Below are 21313 nucleotides of genomic sequence, written 5' to 3'. Positions count from 1 at the left end.
TACCGTGCGCCAAACCACGGCCATGGCCGAGGCCGACCGCACGTGGATGGTCGACACGCTGCTCGCGCTGCTGCAGACGCCAAGTCCGGCGGGCCGGACGGACGCGGTGATGCAGCTCATCGGTGACATCTTCGATGGCTTCGGCGTCCCGTTTTCGCTGACGCGACGCGGGGCGCTGACCGCCGAGCTGCCGGGGGAGTCGGCGACGACGGACCGCGCGCTGGTGGTTCACGCCGACACGATCGGGTGCATGGTCCGTCGGCTCAAGGACAACGGGCGTCTCGAGGTGATACCGGTCGGCACCTTTTCGGCCCGGTTCGCCGCGGGCGCCCGGGTGCGAATCTTTTCCGACGATCCCGACGAGTTCATCACCGGGACCGTCCTGCCGCTCAAGGCCAGCGGGCACGCTTTCGGTGACGAGATCGACCTGCAGCCCACCGACTGGGAACACGTCGAGGTCCGCGTCGACCGCCAGGTGCACTCGCGAGAGGACCTGGTCCGTCTCGGGCTGCAGATCGGCGACTTCGTCGCGCTGATCGCCAGCCCGGAACTGACCGCCGACGGCTACATCGTGTCCCGTCACCTCGACGGCAAGGCGGGCGTGGCGATCGCGCTGGCGCTGGCGAAGAATTTCGCCGAGAACAAAGTGGTGCTGCCGCACCGCACGATGGTCATGATCACCATCACCGAGGAGGTCGGCCACGGGGCGAGCCACGGCCTGCCCGCCGACGTCGCCGAATTGGTCTCGGTGGACAACGCGGTGTGCGCGCCGGGCCAACACTCCATCGAGGACGGCGTCACGATACCGATGGCCGACCTGCACGGTCCGTTCGACTATCACCTGACGCGCAAACTGTGCCGGCTCGCCGAAGAGCAGGACATCCGTTGCGCGCGAGACGTATTCCGGTTCTATCGCTCCGACGCCGCCGCGGCGATCGAGGCGGGTGCGGGCACCCGCGCGGCACTCGTCGGGTTCGGGCTCGACGGAAGCCATGGCTGGGAGCGCACTCATCTGGATTCGTTGCAGGCGGTGTACTGCCTGCTGCACTCCTGGCTGCAGACGCCACTGACGTTCGCCAAGTGGGACGCCAAGCCGTCGGGCAAGCTGCGCGACTTCCCGTCTTCCAAGCAGCCCGCCCCCAGCGAGCGGTGGGTGCCGTTGGCTCGTGGCGAACACGATTCGCCCGGCGAGGCGTCGCCGGGTTCGCACTGGCCCCCGTCGGAGGGGCCCCAGGCCTGAGGCGCGGCGCCTATCGGCAGCCGCGGGGGATTCGGTCCGCGCGCCAGCAGCGGGACTTCATCGGGACCTCGATCGCTTCGGCGCCGGAGAAGCGCGCGGTCAAGGCGGCGCGGGCATTGGCCAGTCGCGCCGCACGCTCGTCGGCAGACGCGATGATCACCCTGCTGTACGTGCCGACCATCGCGACGACATCGTCGATCGTCATGGTCCGCGCGAAGGTGAACGTCTCGCGGGAAACGTTGTGAAAGATCTGCGGATCGGGGAGCACGACGTTCTCGTGTCGCCGGCGGAAGCGGTCGGGGGATTCCGACTCGGGTGTGTCCTCGCCCGGAAGCAGGTCCAGGTCGCGGACCCAATCGACCTCACGATCTCGGCTGGTCCAAATCAGGCCGAATCGTCCGTGGTCACGCAACACCCGGCCGATCTCTGGAACGGCGCGCCGAGGATCCATCCAGTGCCATGCCGACGAGACGAACACCGCATCGACGGCCGCATCGGGGAGCGGGATCGATTCACCGGTGCCTTCGACGGCACGCACCTCGGGCGAGCGCCCGGTGAGCACCGCGCGCATGCGCGCGTCGGGCTCCACTGCGATGACCTCCGCCGCCCTGCTCAGCAACGCCCGGGTGAACAGACCGGTACCCGCACCCAGGTCGACTGCCACATCGCAGCGGGGCGGCACCAGCCAGTGCACCGCTTCTTCCGGAGGTCGGGGACGAAAGCCGTCGTAGTCCTCGGCGATCGAGCCGAAGGACATCGCGCGTTCCTGGCGATCGGTCATATCCGCCAAGGTAAGCCCGCTCGCTGGGCAACAGATGAGAAAGAGTTGTGTCTCACCACAGCGCGCTGTGATTGACTAGCGCGTCGGCCACCAACCCGATTCCGAAGACCAGGAACAACAGCCGCACCGACATCGGGCCGTAACGGGTCAGTACGCGCACCAGCCGACGCTGAATACGCTTGGCCCGCATGGTTTTTCTCATCGACAGCGCAAGGATCAGCAACGGCGGCGAGAGCGCGATCGCCCAGTAGACGATGATGGCCAATGGCCAGAGCGGCGGTCGCGGGTGCAAAGCCGCGAGCATGGCCAAGCCGGTGAGGTACGGAATGGCGGTTGGCGCTTGTCCACTACCGACCGCCAGCCCGAGGAATCCGAGCAGCCAGGGACGCTCCCGCATCGCCGCCAGCGCCCAACCCGGCGCCGACGATTGTGCGGTCAGCGGGAAATATGCCAGGCCGGTGAGCAGCAGGCCGAGCGCCAGTTCGCCGCCGAACCGGATGGCCGGTGTCAGGTGGAAGCCGACGACATGGGTCAAGAAGCTGAGACCCAGAACCGTGCACAGCCCGAACGTGGTGGTCACGACGAACACGCCCGCGATAAAGCTCAGGGCGCCCGGAACCGGCGACCGGCGGCGCAACCGGCTGTCGAAGACGACCGCCGAGACCACGCCCACGTTGAGGACGTTCAACGAGTCGAGAAGCGCCAGACCGGCAAGCGCCACCACGAGAGCACCCACGCGCTTGGACCCCGCCTACCGGGTGCGCTTGCCGGGCGCGGACATCGAGGCGGCGGTCATGCTGCAAGAGAATACGAGTCGCTGGGCGGCGTGTCCGTCCGAGGCGGTCCGGGGCGCTCGCGTTTGTGCATCACCGGCGCGGCTCGTATCGATCTCGATCCGGTCACACGGCACGGGGCACCGCGGCTTTGGTCGGCGCGCGTTTGACAATGCGGGGCATGAGGCAGACGTGGGTGCCCGGCAATGGCGCGTGAAATATCCCGCCAGACGTTCCTGCGGGGAGCCGCCGGAGCCTTGGCCGCCGGCGCGGTTTTCGGCTCTGCCCGGGCCACCGCCGCGCCGAATCCCACCGGCTGGGAGGGCCTGTCGACCGCTATCGGCGGGCAGGTGCTACTACCGGACAACGGCGCGTTCGGTTCGGCGAAGCAGGTGTTCAACACCAACTACAACGGCTCGACGCCCGCCGCGATCGTCACCCCTACGTCCGCAGCTGACGTGCAGAAGGCCATGGCGTTCGCCGCGGCCCACAACCTGAAGGTCGCCCCGCGCAGCGGCGGGCATTCGTACATCGGGGCGTCCACGGCGAACGGCGTCATGGTGATCGACCTGCGTCAGCTGCCCGGGGGCGTCAACTACGACGCCGCCACCGGGCAGGTGACGGTGACGCCCGCGACGAGCCTGTACGCGATGCACCAGACGCTGGCCGGCGCCGGCCGGGGCATCCCGACGGGCACGTGCCCGTCGGTCGGCGCGTCCGGGCACGCCCTGGGTGGGGGATTGGGCGCCAACTCCCGGCACGCGGGGCTGCTTTGCGACCAGCTGGTGTCGGCGTCGGTGGTGCTGCCCGGCGGCCAGGCGGTGACCGCGTCCAACGCCAGCAACCCCGACCTGTTCTGGGCGTTGCGCGGTGGCGGCGGCGGCAACTTCGGCGTCACGACGGCGCTGACGTTCGCGACGTTTCCGACCACCGATCTCGACGTGGTCAACCTCAACTTCCCGGCGGAGGCGCTCGCGCAGGTATTGGTTGGCTGGCAGAACTGGCTTCGCACCGCCGACCGGAACAGCTGGGCGCTGGCGGATGCCACCGTCGACCCGATGGGAACGCATTGCCGCATCATGGCGACGTGCCCGGCCGGTTCGGGCGCCGCCGTCGGCGCGAACATCACCAAAGCCGTTGGCGTCCAACCGACGGGGACCGAGAATCACACGTTCAACTACCTGGACCTGGTGAGGTACCTGGCCGTCGGGAACCTCAACCCGGCACCACTGGGATACGTCGGTGGATCCGACGTGCTGCCCGTCGTCGATGCGGCCACCGCCCAGGGCATCGCCCAGGCGGTCAACGCCTTTCCCCGAGGGGCAGGCCGAATGTTGGCGATCATGCACGCGCTGGACGGCGCCCTCGCCGATGTGGCACCGGGCGCGACGGCCTTCCCGTGGCGCCGGCAGTACGCGCTGGTGCAGTGGTACGTCGAGACCGGCGACGCGACGGCGGCGACGAATTGGCTCAACACCGCGCACCAGGCCGTGCAACCGCACTCGGTCGGGGGATACGTCAACTACATCGAGGCGAACCAACCAGCCTCACGCTATTTCAGCTCGAACCTGTCCCGGCTGGCCGCCGTGCGCCAAAAGTACGATCCCGGCCGAATCATGTTCTCGGGGCTCAACTTCTAGTGAATGGCGTACGCGTCTGACGCCGGGACATAATCCCGAGCATGACCGACACGGTAAATGTGACGCTGGATCGCGACAGCGTGGCGATGGGCGACGACGTCGAGTCCCATCGGGTCTTCTGGGTCATGCCCGAGTCGGCCACCGTCGACGACCTGCTGGTTGAGATCACCCGCTATGTACCGGGAATCGCCGGCCCGGCCGGGTGGATCGTCGAGGTCGACACCGAGGACCAGGGGCGTCGACGCGAGCTCGGCGCGATCTACACCCGCGATGACCTCAAACAAGAACCCCACATCTGCAGATTCGCGTCAGGCAAGACGACGTTGGGCGAGCTGGCCCGCTGGGCGCGAATCCCGGACCTCGACGTCTACGTCCGCTACCTGACCTGGGATATGGCGCGCCCCCTGGCACTCAGCGAACTGACGGCCGGCCCCACCTACACCGGCGCCCAGCCGACGAAGCTGCAGTCCGAAGCCGCGGCACAGGCCAATACCGATTGGACCCTGGTGCATGAGCTGAATCGACGCGCCGCCGCGATCGCTACCGCGCGCCGGGACTGGATTCGCACGATTATCCTCTCGCGGCACACGCCGCCGCCCGGGACCGAGGCGTTCATCGCCCGGAACTTCTACTACCTGGCCGATCGGCACTGCCCCGCCAGCATGGATGTGGCCGCGCAACTGTTGACGACCGACGAAGCGCGATACGAGAACCTCGAGCTATCAACCGATTTCGACACCCGCCCGGCGGTGGTGACCCTGGCGATGGTTCTTTCCGCGTTCGAGTGGAACGCCGTCCGCGGCAACTGGCGAGCCGGGGAACGCCCATACCTCAAGCCGTATTTCGAGTACCTCGAAGGCTGCGGATACCGGCTCGAACCCATCGAGCAGGTCATGGCGGGCCGCATCACCGCCGAGCAATTGAAGTTCTCGGCGAGCGACACCGCCAGGCTGGAGCGCATTCGCCGGCTGAGGGATCTCCAATACCAGCTGCGCATGAACCGCTACTACAACAAATCGCTCACTGACGACCAGTACCGCGCGGCTATCGGTTCGGTCCACGCCGAATTGACCGAGCTGGGTGAGCTGCCGGGCCCCATCTAGGCGCCTCGCGCGATCGCGGCAGCGCCGGCGCTAGTCGCCGGCGAGTTCGTCGAGCAGTGCGTGATTCAACCCGAAGGCCACTCTGACCTCGGCGACGATGCGATCGACGTCGCGCGCGCTCGGGCGGAGCGCGTCAAGGCGGGCACGATAGGAGTCTTTGTACGGCTTGGGCCGCATGGGGAATTCGTAGAACGCGACCCCGACGCCGCGAAGATCAAATGCGCGATCGAGGGCGTGGAGGATGATCCGGCCTCCGGAGAGGTCTCCGAGGTAGCGCGTGTAGTGGTGGGCCAGAAGCGAGCCACCCCACGCCAGCGCGGCGATCCGCTCGCTGTATGCGGTCGCGGCGGGGGAGTCGACATCCCGCGTGCCGTCGGTGCGCCAGTGCCGCAGATCGGCGTCGATGGCCGCGACGCGCTCCAATGCCGGGTCGTACACGGCGGCGACCATGGGGTCCTTGCGACAGGCCCGCATGGCATCCTCGAGGGCGGCGTACACCACGCGTAGCCGAAGCAGATATTCGGAATAGCCGCGCGCGGTCACCCGGCCGGCCAGCAGTTCGGAAATGAAAGCGCTCTGCTCGGCGGCGACGTGTTCGGCCGCCGACCCCTCCTTCATCGCGATCGACAATCGGCCGCGGGTTGGACTGTCAATCGGGCGCATGTCCTGCTCAGATTACCTTGGCGATTGCGGGCATGAAGGTGACGGAGGCAACCGCAACGCCTAGGCTCGAGTAATTGACACGGATGAAACGGGTGAGCCTCAAGCAACGGGGTGGCCCCACCGGCGTCGTCGTCGAATCTCGACTCGGCGCGTAGGGAGGGGAAATAAATTGGGTGCTCTAGGTATCGGGCTTTGACATCGGGCCCCGGGCGGCCACCCGTCGGCGAACCGACAGAGCTGATTGCGTGAAGAGCGGCGATTCCCGTGTCCTTCGGGGCACGGTGGAGAGCCCGCCGAGCGACGACCTCCTTCCGGTCGGCACGCCGATTGACCTCGATAACTGCGCGCGCGAGCCGATCCATGTCCCGGGAAGCATCCAGCCGCGCGGTGTCCTCGCGGTGGTGCGCGAGTCCGATTTCGAGGTGCGGCAGGTCAGCGCCAACGTCGGCGACCTGCTCGGTCGACCAGTGGATGCCGTCCTGGGGCGGCACCTGTCGGCACTGATCGGTCCCGAGCAGGCCGCTCGCATCGAGCAGACGGCCAGGACCTACGGCGACTTACGACATCGCAACCCGATCGAGTGCTCGATCGACGTCGGCGGCGAGCCGCGCGCGTTCGACGCCATCGTGCACCACGACTTCGGCGGTGTGCTCCTGGTGGAGCTCGAGATCGCCTACGGCGAGCGGCCGGTGTCGTTTCCGAACACCTACCAGGCGGTGCGGGGTGCGGTGGAGGAGTTGAACCGGGCCGAGACGCTGCCCGAGCTCTACGACACCGCCGCGCGGGCGGTTCGCGACCTGACCGCGTTCGACCGGGTGATGGTGTACCGCTACGACGAGGAGTACAACGGCGAGGTCGTCGCCGAATCCAAGCGGGAGGACCTGAACTCCTTCCTCGGTTTGCACTACCCGTCCACCGACATCCCGGCGCAGGCGCGTGCGCTGTACGAGAAGAATTGGATTCGCCTGATCTCCGACGTCGACTACACGCCGGCGCCGCTGGTGCCGTCCGTCGACCCGGCGAGCGGCATGCCGCTGGACCTCACGTACGCGACGCTGCGCAGCGTCTCGCCCATGCACATCGAATACCTGCAGAACATGGGCGTGCACGCCTCGATGTCGATCTCGTTGCTACGGCAGGGGAGATTGTGGGGCCTCATCGCCTGCCACCACTACGCCGGCGCCCACCTGCCGCCGTTCGGCACCCGAGCGGCGGCGGAGTTCCTCGGCTCCACCCTGTCGCTGCGGCTCGTGGATCGGTTCGAAGACGAGCAGCTGCACAGGCGGCTGGCCGCACAGGCGGTGCTGGGCAAGCTGACCGCCGCCACGCTCAACGACGCCGAGTCCCTGACGGGGGCGCTGCTCGGGGCGCCCGACCTGCTCGATCTCGTGCCCGCCGACGGTGTCGTCGTGGACATTCAGGGCGATCGCCGGGCCCTCGGCTCGGTTCCGCCGCCGGAGGTGGTCGCCGCCGTCATGGGCTGGGCCCGCGGCGCGGACGACGAGGTCGCCGTGACCGATTGCTTGTCGCGCGAGTTGCCCGGGCTCGGCCTCGATCCTCAACTGGCCGCCGGCGCGCTCGCGATCAACCTGCCCGATGGCCAGCACGCCGTCTGGTTTCGGCGCGAGGTGCTGCGCTCGGTGGACTGGGGCGGAGACCCGCACAACAAGGCGATAGCGGTCAGCGAGGGCGCGGCGGTCAGGCTGAGCCCGCGCAAGTCGTTCGAGCGGTGGCGCGAGGTGGTTCGCCGGCGTTGCGAGCCGTGGACGCCGAACGATGCCGAATCCGCCGGAGCATTGCGCCGCCATCTGGTGGAGTCGCTGTACCGCCGCACGCGGAGCGCGCTGCGGGTGGCCGAGACGCTGCAACGCAGCCTGCTGCCCGAGGCGATCCCGACGCTCGAGAGCTGGCACCTGTCCGCCCACTACGAGCCGGCCGCGGGCGACAACGTCGGCGGCGACTGGTACGACGCGTTCGAGCTGCGCGACGGCAGGCTGATCGTGCTGATCGGCGACGTCGCCGGACACGGCATCGCGGCCGCCGGGATCATGGCGGCGCTGCGCAACGCCCTGCGCGCCCAGCTGTTCGCCGGGGCGCAACCGGCCGAGGCCCTCGGACAGCTCAATGAGTTCTGCTTGCACATGCTGCCCGGCGCATTCGCCACCGTCGTCGCCGCCCGGGTCGACCTGTCCTCGGGACACGTGGAGGCCGCGTCGGCCGGCCACTTGATGCCGTTCCTGACCAACAGGGTGCCGGCGGCCGTCGCCGCGCCCATACGGCTGTCACCACCGATCGGCATCAAGGGCGTGACCTACGCGCCGAGCACGTTCACCATCGAGCCCGGGCACGGGCTGGTCTTGTACTCCGACGGACTGGTGGAGCGTCGCGGGGAGGCGATCGACGATGGCCTCGACCGGTTGGCCGCGACCCTGAGCCGCGCCGGCGAGCCACCCGCGTCCCGGATCTGGACGGAGATGGCGTCGGGCCACATCGAAGACGACGTCACCATCGTCGCCCTGCGTCGTCCCTGAGCTTTCTCGCGAAGCCGAACGCAGACGAGCGTCGACATCTACAGTTCGGCAAACACCGACGCGCAAGGAACGAAGTCGTCGTCGAGCGCGTCGATGTGAACGCCATGAACGGCGTCGCCGTCACGTTCTACGTCACGGCGTTCTTCGGAGTCCGCGACGGCGCGATCACGTACTGGCGGGAGTATTGGGACACGACGCACGTCGCTCAGCAGCTCGGCATCGATCCCGCGCTCATGTTCGCACCGCTGAACAGTTGAGCGCCAAGGGGTTTGGTGCGCGAAGCTAGCCCGAGGCGCTCAGGATCTTGATCGCGAAGACGAGCGAGTCACCCGGGCGGATGCCGGCGCTGGGCTGACCGTTGGGGTAGCCATCGGCCGAGGTCATCGCGACGGCGACCGTGGATCCCACCTTTTGTCCCGCGATGGCCTTCTGGAAGCCGGGCACGACGCCGTTGAGCGGGAAATCGATGGCGGCGCCGCGTTGGTAGGAGCTGTCGAATACCGACCCGTCACGCCCATTGACCCCCATGTAGCAGACCGACACCGTGGCCGCGGGTGAGACCACCGGTCCGTCTCCGGCGTGCAGGGTGTGCACCTGGGTCTGGGTCACGCTGAACGGGGGCGTCACGTCCACGCGCGGAGCTGTCGTGTCGGTGGATCCGGTGACCGCGACGCTGCCGGTGGTCCCGGTCAGTGTCCAGTCGGGCGTTCCACCGCTCTGCGGTAGCGCCGTCGGGCATGAACCGGCTGCCAGCGCGGTGTCCGGCGCGGCTATCGCCAAGACGGTCGCCGCGACGCAGGCCGCGACACAGGAATACACCACGGAAGACTTCACGGCCGTCACGCTACCGACCGCCCCTTGCATCGCGCGCAGGCGGCCCACGGGTCGTCAAACGCGCTGTCATTTCAGCGAGCCAGCTTCCGGAGCTTTCGATATTCTTCATCCGTGCTGCTTTGAGCCCCGCAGGTATGGCGGCCCGGCAGAAAGGGAGCGAATCGAATGCCCTCACCTCGCTGGCTGGCCGCACTGAGCATTCCGTTGATGGCCGGCGCTGCCCTCGTCGGCAGCGCCGCCACCGCAACTGCCAATACCCCCCAGGACGACGCCTACCTCGCACAGCTGCACGCCGTCGGCCTGACCTGGCCACCGCAGACGGAGGAGGCGCTGATCGGGGAGGCGCACCTGATCTGTTACGACCTCACCTGGGGCTGGACGCCCCAACAGATCGCCGACGACGTGCACGCCCACCTGAACGCGCGGGGCGTCACCCTGTTAGACGTCGGAACCATGGTCGATGCCGCACATTCGATCTATTGCCCCGGCAATGTGTGCGACGCCCCGTCCCTTTGCACCTGACAACGCTCCCGGGGCACCGCCCGACGCATCCGCGGCCCTAGAAGGTTCTCGTCGAAGTCAGATCCGGGCGGGCCTCATCGCTCAGCGCTGCGCAGGCCGCGCCCTGTCGCGCGGCGCGAAGCGCGTGGAGGCGGCCTTCGGCTAGCCGAATCGACTCGACCCGGGTGAGATGTTCAGCTCCGTAATGGCCGAGAAACAGGTAAGCAAATCCGCAGAAGTACTTTCGCGGTGTGTCTTATCCTGCTTGCGAACCTCGCCCGACAGAGTAAGGGGAATGTTGTCACTGACACGGAGCCGACTGGTGCTGGTCGTGTTGGCAACCGTCGGGCTCGTCGTGTTCGCGGCGACGTTGTTGACCTCGAGCGCCCCGGGCCGGGCGGTACTCGCCCCGGCGGGCTCGGTCGTTGCGGGCATACTCGCCATTGCGTGTGCGGTCATAGCCGCCCACGGTTCTCGAGGCCGCCAGCGCCTGGCCTGGGCCGCCATGTCTACCGGATTGGTCGGTTGGACCGCGGGCGAAGCGGTGTGGTGCTACGTCGCCTTGGGAGGCGCTCTTCCGGTCGCGGACCTCTCGCCGGCCAACCTGGGCTACCTGATTTTGCCGCTGTGCGCGTTGGGCGCCGCGATCACGATTCCCAGCCGGGACGACTCCCGATTCGGGATCGGCCTCCTCCTCGACGGCATCCTCATCACCGCGTCGCTGTTGGTGGTGCTCGTCATTCTGCCGCTGGGGCGGACGGCTCGACTCGCAGTGACGTTCAGCGTCCCGCAAGTGGTGTTGGCCGCCGCCGCCGGCGTGTATTTAGGGCTTGTCGCCACTGCCTTCATCGTGGTGCGCAAGGCCGAGCCGGGCCGCAAGCTTTCCCCGACGCTGATGATGCTGGGATGGGGAATCATCGCCGCCGCCGGGGTGGTCCACGCCTATCAGGATCATGCGGACCGGGCACCGAACGACCTCGTCGTTCTCGGTTGGGCCGTCGGCATGTACTTTTTCTCGCTGTCCGGTCTTACTTCTCGGCCGGGACCGGAGCCCGACTTCGGGTTTTCGCAACCGTCGTCGCGAGCGGCGCTCTGGCTGCCGTACCTGGCCGTGCTGCTGGCCATTGCCGTTGCCGCCGTGCACTTTTGGCCGGCGTACCGGGGTGAGGCGTTCATCTTCTCGGTCTGCGTGGTGCTGTTCGTCACCACCGTGGCCCGCCACATCTTGCTCCTGGACCGAAAGCAACGCCTCCTCGCCGCGGTATCCGACGCCGCTTTGCGGGACCCGCTGACCGGGTTGGCAAATCACCGCCTGTTCAACGATCGCCTGGCGCATGCGCTTCGCCTCCACGTTCAGCACGACGTGCCCGTCAGCGTGATGACGGTGGGCGTCGACGATTTCAAGCTGGTGAATGACACGCTCGGTTACGACGTGGGCGACGAACTGCTACGCGACGTCGGCGAGCGGATCCAGGCCAACATCAGCGACAGCCACACCGTTGCGCGGATGGGGGGCGACGAGTTTGCGGTGTTGGTCGAGGACCGTCCCGACGTGGCCGAGCAGGTTGCCAACGGACTGGCAAGGTCTTTCGAGGAACCCGTCGCCGTCGAGGATCACCGGCTGGACGTACGTCTGAGCATCGGCGTGGCCTCGGCCGGAACACAGGCCCTGACGCCGGGCGATCTTCTCAAACAGGCCGATGCCGCACGGTCGTACGCCCGGCTGCCCAGCTCCACCAACGTGCGGACGTTCAACTCTGAGATGGACGCGCAGCTCGCCGGGTTGCCGCCGCATGCCGGTGCCATCGCGCGATTGCAACTGCTCGGCGAACTGAGACGGGCCATTGAGAACGATTCGCTGACCTTGCTCTACCAGCCGAAATTTTCCATGTCGACCGGTTCGGTGACCGGAGTAGAGGCGCTGGTGCGCTGGCAGCACCCGCGGTTCGGCGTGCTGGGCCCCGACGAGTTCTTACCGCTGGTCCGCGAACACGGGCTGATACATGTGCTTACCGATCTGGTGCTGACGCGGGCCGTCTCCGACGCTGCCGCGTGGTACGCGGCGGGCACAGCGATCCCGGTCGCAATCAACCTGGGGGCGCCGTCTCTAGACAATGATGCGCTGCCGGACCGCATCATGTCCGTGCTCGCGGAGCGCGGGATGCCGCCCAGTTGCCTCACGATCGAGATCACCGAGGATTTGATGGTGGCCGACTTTGCGAGGGCCCGAACGGTGCTCAATCGTCTTCGTGAAAACGGCATCCGGGTGGCGATCGACGACTTCGGCAGCGGCTACGCCACTCTCACCTATCTGCGCGAACTCCCGGCCGACGAGATCAAGCTCGGCCGGGAATTCATAGCGCCGATCGTGCACGACGACCGGGCCGCCACCATTGCACGCTCGGTCATCGAGCTGGCATCCGCGTTCGGCATCGCCACCGTTGCGGAAGGTGTCGAGGACAGCGCCACCGCCCAGCGGCTCAAGGACTACGGATGCGATGCAGTACAAGGAAATTTCTTCTGCAGCCCGCTGCCCGCTTCCGAGATCTCCTGCGTCTCAGCGAATTCCACGCTGGCCGCACAGTAGTCGATCGGCGCCCCGAGTCATCAGCCCACCACCGAGCGCTCCAGCGAGGCCAGCGACTCGGCGAGGTAATCCTCAGCGAAGATCGGAATCTTGCCCACGCGGTCCCGAAAATCCTGCGATGTGCCGCTCCAGTCGTACGTGAGGGTGACGTCCGTTCCATCGCCGTTGGGGACGAGGTCGTAGCGCCAGAACCAGCCGCCGGCCGTATGGTTGCCGGCGTCGTCGAGCACGCCCGGCTTCCAGCCGATCGAGCGCTCCGCATCGAAGACATCGACCAGGTTGTGCGTGACGTAGTCGCCGCCGGCCTGTGGGAGGAACATGTTCATCGCGAACATCTGTCCCGCGGTGGTGATGGGGTCGGTGTCCACCGCATCGCGGACCCAATCGGTGGGCTCGGTGTTCTGGTGGCGGGACGGATCGGCGAGGACGGCGAAGATCTCCGCCGGGGTAGCGGCGATGTTGCGGGTAACGACGTAGCGTTCAGCGTTCATCGTTGTCTGCACCTGTCCGGGGGCCGTAGGCGGCCGCGATGGCGGGCGAGTCGAGCCACCCCGAGTAGGTGGGCCGTGACGGCCAGCCTTCGGGCGAATCGAGCCATTCCTCTTGGCGGCCCCACGGCAGGATGTCGATCAGCCCGAATGTGTGACTCAGTTGCTCGGTGCCTCGCCCGTTGGTATGCCACGTGCGGTAGACGGTCTCGCCGTCGCGGAGGAACACGTTGACCCCGAAGCCGCCGCCGGGCGGCGCGTCCATGTCGGCGGCGAACGGGCTCTCTGAGGACGAATACCAGTCCATGCGGTTGCCGACCCTGTGCTTGTAGGCGAGAGCTTCTGCGATCGGGCCGTTCGTCACGATGACGAACCGGGCGTCATAGTTGTCCAGGAACTCCAGGCGGGTGAATTGCGACGTAAAGCCCGTGCACCCGCTGCACTGCCACTCCGCGCCGTCGGACCACATGTGGTGGTAGACGATCAACTGCGAGCGGCCGTCGAACACGTCCGCCAGGCGAATCGGCTCGTCGGCGCCCATCAGGGTGTAGTCGGGCAACTCGACCATCGGCAGACGGCGGCGCTGGGCGGCGATCGCATCCAATTCGCGGGTGGCCGCCTTCTCGCGTTCGCGCAGTTCGTCGAGCGCCGCGCGCCAGGTTTGTCGATCGACCACGGGCGGCAGGGTCGTGTGTACGGACATGGGATCCACCTTTGCTCGAAATTCGTCGGTCCGAAAGGTCTGACCCGTGGAGCGTGCAGAATTCATCGCTGCACGCCGCCGACCTCCACCCACCGGCTCCCTCGGCCGGCCTGCCGACCCCGCGCAACCGAACCCGGCAGTTATCCGGGTCGCCCCGCACTTCGGGCCAAATCAGCTGTCGCCGAACGTAATTGGTCGGCGGAATGCAGCCGTTCCGGAAACCCGACGCGGGTGTAGGCCACCCCGCGCGGAGTGTGTACGCGCAGGTCCAGCCCGTACCGGTCGATGCCGGTGCACACCGCGGTATCGGCGTCCGGATAGCCGCCGAACGCGCGCGCCATCGCCGTCAGGGCGTCGCTGTGGTCGGCGTTGAGGTGCGCCAGGGCCCTCGGCGCGGCCGGCGCGACCGGATCCGGCGCGGCGGCCGCGTACTCGTCGCCGGTTGCCGAGTCCATCCGGCCGTAGCCACCCACCCAGCGCACCCTGCGCACGCTCAGCACCCAGAGGGTGAAGTCGGTGAAGTCGACGTAATGGCGGGCTTCGGGCACCGCGTTCAGGTAGGCGGTCCGCGCCGCGCCTTGGTCGTCGGCAAATGGGGGAGCGACCCTGCCCGCCAAGGTGATGCGGCCGCCCGCCAGCGGGTCAGGTTCGGCGGCGGGCGCGACGATGGACAGGCTCGCCCGCGGGTCGGCGGCCAGGTTGCGACCATGTTCGGCGAGGTTTGACACGCACAGCACCGGAGCCCCGCCCAGCAATCCATAGGCCACCAGCGACGCCCAGGGGTCGCCGTCGGGGGTTAACGAGGCCAGCGCGGCGGCGTTGGTGGCGGCCGCGATGGTGCGGGCCTGCTCCGCCGCCGATGGCCGCGTGGGGTTGGTCGGCGGCCGAAGCGGCGGGGGCGCGGAGGGCGCGCCGTCGGGGTCGCCATGGTCGCGAAGTGCCACGACCGCGAGGCTACTAGCCGGCGCGTGGGCGCCTCAGTCGATCGGCCGCCAGCCGCCGAGGACAGCCTCGCGGTACCAGCCCGATCGGTTGCGAACCTGGACCCCGAGACGGTTTTGGGCGTTGACTCGGCTGTCGATGATGTGGCCGTCGTCGACGTAGATGACGACGTGCGAGGCGCGGCTCGCATCTCCGTTGGGGTGCAGATAGATCAGATCTCCGGGCCGGAACGGACCTTCCTGCGGGACGCGGCGGCCCATCGGACCAGCGGTGCCGTCGGCCTGCTCGTGGACATCGCCGCCGAACTTGATGCCGAGACCGTAGTTGTAGACCCAGGCGGTGAAATTCGAGCAGTCCAGACCGCGGCCGGGATCCCAGGCGGTCAACCCCTGCGGGGCGTCGGGGTCCGGATTCTCTCCGAGCGCGCCGGCATAGGTCGATGTTGGTGGCTGCCAGCCGGGGATGTGATGGTGGCGGTATTGCAGGCCCAGCGGGTTGCCGGGGGAGTAGACGTAGCGCAGGGCGACGGCAAAGACGCGTTCCCGTCTCCAGGTGCTTGCATCACAACGCGCGTCTTGCGGGATATCCGGCGGCGGCAGGGCGACGGACCGCGGGCCCCATCCTCGGTTGAGGTAATGCCCGTCGGCGTCCGTGCGATACCAGTCGCCGGGAGGATCTTGCGTTTGCGGCAACCCGTCGCGGCTCGCGAAATCCGCTGTCAGGGAAGCCTTGTCGCATGCGAACGGGTAGGCGAACTCGTCGTTGTCCGCGTGAGATCGCCCGCCCGCCAGAGAAATAGCGATCACCGCAGCCGCTGTGCAGAGCATGGTCAACAGCGCCCGGGAACACTTCACGGAGTCACGCTACAACAGCGCCACACGACGCATTTTCCATTCCGGCATCGCATTACACCGCATCGCCGACGTGCGCGATCGGCTGCGGGCCCAACGACGGGTATTGACCTTTGTCCCCGGCTTCGTTCGATAATGCACATATCACGAGAGGAGGCCCGCGATGAGGACGGTCATTCGGCATCTTGTGGTCATCGCCATGATGGCATTCGCGTCGATGGCAGCCGTGACGATCGCGACGCCGGCCGTGAGTTCGGCCGACTGCGGCGCCGGCGAATGGTGGGACCCGACGGGCAAGGTTTGTCGACCCCTCGGGGTCGGGCCACAACCGTTGGCATGCGACCCGGGCCAATGGTGGGACCCGACGGCGAATGTGTGCCGGCCCCTCGGGGTCGGGCCACAACCGCTCGCTTGCGACAACGGTTGGTGGTGGGATCCCGGCGCCAACGAATGCCGCCCACCGGTGGTACCGCCGGCCGGCTAACGCGGCCTTCGCGCCTGTGCAACGGCGGCCGGTAGCTTTCGCCGCATGAACGACTCCGTTGTGGTGAGGGTCAAGCCCGGCAGCCGTAAGGGACCCCTCGTCGAGGTGGGTCCCAACGGTGAGCTGACGATCTACGTCCGCGAGCCGGCCGTCGACGGGAAGGCCAACGACGCCGTCACTCGGCTGTTGGCGGCCCATCTCCAATTGCCCAGGAGCCGGGTCGAATTGATCTCCGGAGCGGCGTCACGGCTCAAACGCTTCCGCGTAAATCCTTGAGGCGCGTAGGCGCGCGTCACATATCGCTGTCCTATCCCGTCTAGCGACCAGAGAGTACGACGGATGTCGGGAGGACGACACGATGAATCGCTTGAGTACGCCTGCGCAGGTCTATCTGATCGCGGTGACAGCGGCCGTGGGGGCGGTCACGGCCGGAATCGGGATCTGGTGCCTCGTCGATCCGGCTTCCTTCGCCGATTCCGTTGGTTTCGCTACGCACCGGCACTTCTTGCATGACGTGGGTGCGTTCCAGCTGGGCCTGGGCGTCACGCTGCTACTCGCACTGATCTGGGCGGACGCGCTGGCGACGGCGCTCGCCGCATTTCTGGTGGCGAACACCGTGCACACGGTCAACCACATCGTCGACCTCGACGTCGGTGGTTCCACCACGCAAGCGTGGGTGCTCGGTGGGACGTCGGCCGCCCTGCTCGTGGCGTTTGTGCTGCGGTTGCGCCAGCTCGGCCACGTGCTGGGCTCCGTGAGCACGGCGACCAGTCCGATGCTGGCGCCGTTTGTGCGTCAAAAGACCATCAGCCTCACCACCTTTCGCAAGGACGGCAGGCCCGGCTCCAGCCCGGTCAGCATCGTGGTGGACGGGGACCGCGCCTACTTTCGCAGTTTCGAACGGGCGGTCAAAGTGCGCCGCATTCGCCGTAACCCAAATGTCGAATTCGGCCCGGCGACCGCGTCGGGCAAGCCGACGGGATCCGCGCTGGCCGGCCGCGCGCGTCTGCTGGAGGGGGCCGAATACCAGCATGCGGCGCGTCTGCTCCGGCGGAAATATCCACTCCTGCATGGCGTGCTGGTGCCTTCGGCGCACCGGCTGATGCGGTCCAAGTTCGGCCGAACGATCCATGCGGAGTTGACTCCGATATCCGATTCCGTTGCCGGTCAATAAGTTCGGTTGTCACCGCGAGCACGGTGTCGGCGGGAGGTCCCGAGCGTTGCCCCGGCGTTCCGGGAGACCGTTCGGGGCCCGGCGTGCCGGTCAGGCGGCGATACCGTCCAGTTCGGCGATGTCCTCGGCGGTGAGGCGCAATCCCGCGCCAACGACGTTCTCACGCAAGTGCGCCCTTGAGGAGGTGCCGGGGATGAGCAGGATGTTCGGAGAGCGCTGCAACAACCAGGCCAGCGCTACCGATATCGGCGGGGCCCCAACCGGGCCGCGACCCTGGCAAGCGCCTCGGACTGGAGGGGCGTGAACCCGCCGAGCGGAAAGAAGGGGACATAGGCGATGCCGTCGGCTGCGAGGCGGTCGATCAGGTTGTCGTCGTCACGGTGGGCGAGGTTGTACATGTTCTGCACACTTACGATCGGGGCCATCGCGCGCGCCTCGGCGACTTGGTCATCGGTGACGTTGCTGAGGCCGAGGTGACGGATTACGCCCTGCCGCTGCAGGTCGACCAGCGTCTCGAAAGCTGCGGCGATCGGCTCGGGTCGAACGCCTTGGGCATCGCCCATGCGCAGGTTCACCAGGTCGAGGACGTCGACCCCGAGCGCGTCGATGTTTTCGTGGACCTGCCGGCGCAAATCCTCCGGCCGCCTTGCCGTCGGCCAGCCGCCCTCCGCGTCACGGCGTGCTCCAACTTTCGTCGCGATGAACAACGAGCGCGGGTAGGGATGCAGCGCCTTCGCGGATGAGTGTGTTGGTAATCCGCGGTCCATAGGCGTCGCTGGTGTCGACGTGGGTGATGCCGAACTCGACGGCTTCGCGCAGCACAGCGATGGCTTCGTCCCGGTCGGCCGGCGGCCCCATGACCCACGGCCCGGCCAATTGCATTGCGCCGTAGCCGAAGCGGGTGACGGTCGCGTCGCCCAACGTCCAGGTGCCTCCGGGCAACGGGGTTGCGGGTGCATTCATTCGCAATCCTTTCGTGGCGGGTGGCGGCTCAACCGCGGTATCGCGTGGCCAGCTCTGGACTTTGTGCGGCGAAAGCCGCGAGGTCTGCTTGAAAAACGGCATCGAGCAGGTTGGTGTCCTCTACGCCTGGGGCGCAGACGGTCTCGCCGAACTGCAGCCCCCGCAAACTCGCGGTGACGACGTCGTCGGCGCTCATCCGGGGCAGCGCGCTGACGTCCATGTCCTGGCGCTCGTGAAACTCGGTTGCCACCACGCCAGGGCACACCACCTGCACCACGACGCCGGTCCCTTCGAGCTCAGCGGCGAGGGTTTGGGACATCGCGACGAGGTGGGCCAGCGTCCCCGCATAGACGGCGCGGCGGGGCATCTGGGAATGCGGCGCGGGACCGCTGAAGGCGATCATCCCCGCCATGTTGACGATCGCGCCTGTACCGCGCTGCTGCATCCCACTGATTGCGGCGCGGGTGAGCATCGTGGGGGCGAGGACCTTGACGTTCACCAGTTCCCTGGCCTTGCTCGCGGGCAGTTGGGCCAGCGGCATGTAGTGGGCGACCCCGGCGTTGTTCACCAGCAGGGTCAGGGGTTCGGTGGTGCAGATCTCGGCCACCCGGTCGACGTCATCGCTATTGGAAAGATCGGCGACGACGGTTCGGACCTTGACCTCCGGGTGAGCATCGACGAACGCCGCCAAGCGCCGCTCGCGCCTGCCCATGATCACCAGGTCGTACCCGTCAGCGGCCAGGCGTTCGGCATATGCCCTGCCGATGCCCGAGGTGGCCCCCGTGATGAGTGCGAGCTTGGTCATGTCACTGCCTCCTTGCGGGCGGCTGTTGCGCACAACGCCACGCCCTCCGATCGCCGGCTCGCGCCGAGAAACGCTGCGATGCAACGTCATACGGGCGAAGCCTCTTAAAATGCTTCAAGTTCTAAGCAGTTACCCTCGGGCATAACTCGCTTCGACATCGAAGCATGCCCGGTTTTGGCGTGATCCCCACCACAGGCGCCAGAGTCCCGTCGGCTCGTCCTCGAGGACACGCGGCGTCCGCCGCTTGACTCAGCGTGACGGTTTCCCGCCGCCGGTGAATCGCCCGACGAGCAGTTCGAGCCGTTCCGCGTCCTGCCCGGGACGCAGTCGTCCGGTACGGGAGAGAGTGACTAGCCCGTGCAGGGCAGCCCACAACACTTCGGTGAGCGCGTCAGCCTGCTGCTCATCGGCGACCAGGCGTACCGCTTGCCGCAGTTCGGCAAAGCCTGCCGTGAGCTCCGGGGGAGTTTCTTCGTCGGCGAAGCGCAAGGTGGTCGCGCGGGTGAACATGGCGTCGTATACCGCCGGATTGTCCCGGGCGAAGTCAAGGTATGCCTGCGCAACTCGGGTAAGGACATCGCCGGCCGCTCCCGCTCCCGAACGGGCGTCGCGGATCGCGTCGGCGAGCTCGCCAAACCCGTCGACGGCCACGGCGTCGGCGATTTGTTCCATGCCGGCGAAGTGCTTGTACAGCACCGGCTGGCTGTATTCGATTTCGGTCGAGAGCCGACGAGTGGTGACGGCATCCCAGCCTTCGGCCTCGGCCAACCTGCGGGCCGTCGTCACGATCAAACTCCGCCTTGCGGCCCGCTCCCGCTCACGCCGATCCTCGATAGCCATACCCGATGGTAGCACGACTAGGAAAACTAGCGACGCTATTGACACGCTTTCGTCCGAGGGTTAGCGTCGCTAGCAGTGCGAGTAGAGGGAGTCAAGACATGTTCCAGCTCAGGATCTACACGCTGCGATCACCAGGCGCGCTGCAGCGGTATGCAACGGTGCACTGGGCACGCCACGTGCCCACCTTCGAGAGATTCGGGATCGCCACCCACGGCGTGTGGACCGAGCGAAGCGGTGGCGCCAACCGACTCGTCGCGTTGATCCAATACCCAGCGGGTGCCGACCCCGAGGACCTCACTCGACGCGTCATGGCCAGCCCGGACTTCGCCGCCGACATGGCCGGCTTCGACGTCGGCGACATCGTCGATGTCGAGACGAAATTGCTTGAAGCAATGCCATTTTCACCAATCCGCTAGAAGGGGTATTCGACATGACCGTTACCATCATCGGCTATTCGCTCGCCGGACTGCTCGCCGCGGGCATCATCTTCATCGGGGCGCGTTTCCTGCTCGGACCGCGCGTCGCCGCCGCCGGCTATGGGGTACTGCCCGATCTCGACCAGCCGGGCGCGGGCGCCTACCTGAGCGTCAAGGGCGTGCGCGACATCGCGACAGGACTGTTCGTCATCATCCTGATGGTCGCGGGCACGCCCCACCTGGTTGGCTGGGTTATGTTGGCCGCCACCATCATTCCATTGGCCGACGCGGCAATCGTGTTGCGCAACGGCGGCTCCAAGTCGATCGCCTGGGGCGTCCACGGCGGCACCGCCGCCGTCATGCTCGTCACCACCGCGCTGCTGCTGGTGTCCCGATGAGAGCCGATCTTTTCTCACCGCCGGGAAGCGCCGGATACCGGGCCGCGACCAACCCGCACAACGCAACGGTGCTGCAGCGCCCCGCGGCCGTAGCTCACCCGCGCAGCACCGAAGAGGTCGCCCAGGCCGTACAGTGGGCCGCCCAGCGCAATCTCGGGGTCGCGGTCCAGGCCAGTGGACACGGGGCGGGCGCACCGATCGAATCCGATCGGTTGCTGGTGGACACCTCCGGGTTGAACACGGTGCGCATCGATACGCAAGCCCGTGTGGCCCGAGTCGGTGCGGGCGCAACCTGGGCAGCGGTCAACGCAATTGCCGAACGCGACGGGCTGCTGGGACTGGCCGGCACCTCGCCCACGGTGGCCGTCGCCGGTTACACGTTCGGGGGAGGGGTCGGGTTTTTGACCCGCCCGTACGGGATGGCCAGTTCGGCGCTGCTGTCCGTCGACTACATAGATGGCAACGGGCAGATGCGGCGGGCGGCGGAGGACGCGCCTGACGCCGCCGATCGCGGGGCGCTGTGGGCTTTTCGAGGCGGGGTAAAGCGGCTACGGTCGAACGGCGAGGGGCGCGCCATCAGGGTGCTTATCGCCAAT

Annotated in this window: 23 protein-coding genes and 1 pseudogene; 13 read left to right on the top strand and 11 right to left on the bottom strand. The window is 67.4% G+C overall.

The window, feature by feature from the left end; genetic code table 11:
• The first annotated feature begins 4 nt into the window (after positions 1–4).
• Positions 5–1240, top strand: coding sequence for an osmoprotectant NAGGN system M42 family peptidase (locus A5691_RS14080; RefSeq protein WP_067750696.1), 1236 nt, complete (start codon positions 5–7; stop codon positions 1238–1240).
• Positions 1241–1250: 10 nt separating this feature from the next.
• Here the strand turns inward: A5691_RS14080 and A5691_RS14075 are convergent, their stop codons facing one another.
• Together A5691_RS14075 and A5691_RS14070 are read right to left on the bottom strand one after the other, a co-directional pair.
• Positions 1251–2021: a class I SAM-dependent methyltransferase gene (locus tag A5691_RS14075; RefSeq protein ID WP_067785253.1), complete on the bottom strand. Its 771-nt coding sequence runs from the start codon at positions 2019–2021 to the stop codon at positions 1251–1253.
• A 52-nt stretch (positions 2022–2073) separates the two neighbouring features.
• Positions 2074–2757: a GAP family protein gene (locus A5691_RS14070; RefSeq protein WP_067887602.1), complete on the bottom strand. Its 684-nt coding sequence runs from the start codon at positions 2755–2757 to the stop codon at positions 2074–2076.
• A 243-nt stretch (positions 2758–3000) separates the two neighbouring features.
• Here A5691_RS14070 and A5691_RS14065 point away from each other — a divergent pair, with 243 nt between their 5' ends.
• Positions 3001–4434, top strand: coding sequence for an FAD-binding oxidoreductase (locus A5691_RS14065; RefSeq protein ID WP_067887607.1), 1434 nt, complete (start codon positions 3001–3003; stop codon positions 4432–4434).
• Between the two features lie 41 nt (positions 4435–4475).
• A complete protein-coding gene (locus tag A5691_RS14060) occupies positions 4476–5537 on the top strand; it encodes a hypothetical protein (protein WP_068016057.1) in 1062 nt (353 codons plus the stop codon).
• A gap of 30 nt (positions 5538–5567) precedes the next feature.
• Here the strand turns inward: A5691_RS14060 and A5691_RS14055 are convergent, their stop codons facing one another.
• Positions 5568–6200, bottom strand: a complete 633-nt coding sequence (locus A5691_RS14055; RefSeq protein ID WP_067887620.1) for a heme oxygenase (biliverdin-producing) — start codon at positions 6198–6200, stop codon at positions 5568–5570.
• 245 nt (positions 6201–6445) lie between these two features.
• On the opposite strand from A5691_RS14055, the gene A5691_RS14050 reads away from it, so the two are divergent.
• Together A5691_RS14050 and A5691_RS28940 are read left to right on the top strand one after the other, a co-directional pair.
• Positions 6446–8731 carry a SpoIIE family protein phosphatase gene (locus tag A5691_RS14050; protein WP_231980976.1) on the top strand — a complete coding sequence of 762 codons (2286 nt, stop codon included), beginning with the start codon at positions 6446–6448 and terminating at the stop codon, positions 8729–8731.
• The gene (locus A5691_RS28940; RefSeq protein WP_369830458.1) at positions 8665–8988 is read left to right on the top strand and encodes a limonene-1,2-epoxide hydrolase family protein; all 324 of its coding nucleotides are present in this window, start codon (positions 8665–8667) and stop codon (positions 8986–8988) included. The genes A5691_RS14050 and A5691_RS28940 overlap by 67 nt, the downstream gene beginning before the upstream one ends.
• Positions 8989–9013: 25 nt before the next feature.
• On the opposite strand, the gene A5691_RS14040 is transcribed toward A5691_RS28940, so the two are convergent.
• On the bottom strand, positions 9014–9595 hold the full coding sequence (locus A5691_RS14040; protein WP_067887641.1) for an FKBP-type peptidyl-prolyl cis-trans isomerase: 582 nt from the start codon (positions 9593–9595) through the stop codon (positions 9014–9016).
• 177 nt (positions 9596–9772) lie between these two features.
• Here A5691_RS14040 and A5691_RS14035 point away from each other — a divergent pair, with 177 nt between their 5' ends.
• Together A5691_RS14035 and A5691_RS14030 are read left to right on the top strand one after the other, a co-directional pair.
• Positions 9773–10087 (top strand): DUF732 domain-containing protein, encoded by a 315-nt coding sequence (locus A5691_RS14035; RefSeq protein WP_082950318.1) that lies wholly within the window; start codon positions 9773–9775, stop codon positions 10085–10087.
• Between the two features lie 778 nt (positions 10088–10865).
• A complete protein-coding gene (locus A5691_RS14030; protein WP_197504936.1) occupies positions 10866–12653 on the top strand; it encodes a bifunctional diguanylate cyclase/phosphodiesterase in 1788 nt (595 codons plus the stop codon).
• A gap of 20 nt (positions 12654–12673) precedes the next feature.
• Here the strand turns inward: A5691_RS14030 and A5691_RS14025 are convergent, their stop codons facing one another.
• The 4 genes from A5691_RS14025 to A5691_RS14010 form a co-directional block, all read right to left on the bottom strand.
• Positions 12674–13144, bottom strand: coding sequence for an SRPBCC family protein (locus tag A5691_RS14025; RefSeq protein ID WP_067887623.1), 471 nt, complete (start codon positions 13142–13144; stop codon positions 12674–12676).
• Positions 13134–13844: a DUF899 family protein gene (locus tag A5691_RS14020; protein WP_067887627.1), complete on the bottom strand. Its 711-nt coding sequence runs from the start codon at positions 13842–13844 to the stop codon at positions 13134–13136. Before A5691_RS14020 ends, A5691_RS14025 begins: the two co-directional genes overlap by 11 nt.
• 140 nt (positions 13845–13984) lie before the next feature.
• Complete coding sequence (locus A5691_RS14015; protein ID WP_067887629.1) at positions 13985–14788, bottom strand: HugZ family protein; 804 nt, start codon at positions 14786–14788, stop codon at positions 13985–13987.
• A 33-nt stretch (positions 14789–14821) separates the two neighbouring features.
• Positions 14822–15640 (bottom strand): NlpC/P60 family protein, encoded by an 819-nt coding sequence (locus A5691_RS14010; protein ID WP_156675573.1) that lies wholly within the window; start codon positions 15638–15640, stop codon positions 14822–14824.
• Between the two features lie 160 nt (positions 15641–15800).
• Between A5691_RS14010 and A5691_RS28660 the strand changes: the two genes are divergently transcribed.
• The 3 genes from A5691_RS28660 (at position 15801) to A5691_RS14000 (ending at position 17295) form a co-directional block, all read left to right on the top strand.
• Complete coding sequence (locus A5691_RS28660) at positions 15801–16121, top strand: hypothetical protein (RefSeq protein WP_067750745.1); 321 nt, start codon at positions 15801–15803, stop codon at positions 16119–16121.
• Between the two features lie 45 nt (positions 16122–16166).
• Positions 16167–16397, top strand: coding sequence for a DUF167 domain-containing protein (locus A5691_RS14005; protein WP_067750748.1), 231 nt, complete (start codon positions 16167–16169; stop codon positions 16395–16397).
• A gap of 82 nt (positions 16398–16479) precedes the next feature.
• Positions 16480–17295 (top strand): PPOX class F420-dependent oxidoreductase, encoded by an 816-nt coding sequence (locus tag A5691_RS14000; RefSeq protein ID WP_067750751.1) that lies wholly within the window; start codon positions 16480–16482, stop codon positions 17293–17295.
• A gap of 90 nt (positions 17296–17385) precedes the next feature.
• Here A5691_RS14000 and A5691_RS13995 read toward each other — a convergent pair.
• The 3 genes and pseudogenes from A5691_RS13995 to A5691_RS13985 all read right to left on the bottom strand — a co-directional run bounded on the left by A5691_RS13995 (position 17386) and on the right by A5691_RS13985 (position 19903).
• Positions 17386–18258: pseudogene (locus A5691_RS13995) on the bottom strand (oxidoreductase).
• Between the two features lie 28 nt (positions 18259–18286).
• The gene (locus A5691_RS13990; protein ID WP_067750754.1) at positions 18287–19063 is read right to left on the bottom strand and encodes an SDR family oxidoreductase; all 777 of its coding nucleotides are present in this window, start codon (positions 19061–19063) and stop codon (positions 18287–18289) included.
• 249 nt (positions 19064–19312) lie between these two features.
• A complete protein-coding gene (locus A5691_RS13985; RefSeq protein ID WP_067750760.1) occupies positions 19313–19903 on the bottom strand; it encodes a TetR/AcrR family transcriptional regulator in 591 nt (196 codons plus the stop codon).
• A gap of 98 nt (positions 19904–20001) precedes the next feature.
• On the opposite strand from A5691_RS13985, the gene A5691_RS13980 reads away from it, so the two are divergent.
• The 3 genes from A5691_RS13980 to A5691_RS13970 form a co-directional block, all read left to right on the top strand.
• Positions 20002–20319, top strand: coding sequence for an NIPSNAP family protein (locus A5691_RS13980; protein ID WP_067750763.1), 318 nt, complete (start codon positions 20002–20004; stop codon positions 20317–20319).
• Between the two features lie 14 nt (positions 20320–20333).
• Positions 20334–20717, top strand: a complete 384-nt coding sequence (locus tag A5691_RS13975) for a DUF4267 domain-containing protein (protein WP_067750766.1) — start codon at positions 20334–20336, stop codon at positions 20715–20717.
• The coding region (locus tag A5691_RS13970) for an FAD-dependent oxidoreductase (RefSeq protein ID WP_156734792.1) at positions 20714–21313 on the top strand (600 nt) is incomplete at its 3' end. The genes A5691_RS13975 and A5691_RS13970, both read left to right, overlap by 4 nt.

Origin of the sequence: Mycobacterium sp. E183 (genome assembly GCF_001667735.1) — a bacterium.
GTDB lineage: Bacteria > Actinomycetota > Actinomycetes > Mycobacteriales > Mycobacteriaceae > Mycobacterium.
The sequence above is the reverse complement of the archived record's forward strand: the minus strand, read 5'-3'. Positions and strand labels throughout refer to the sequence as shown.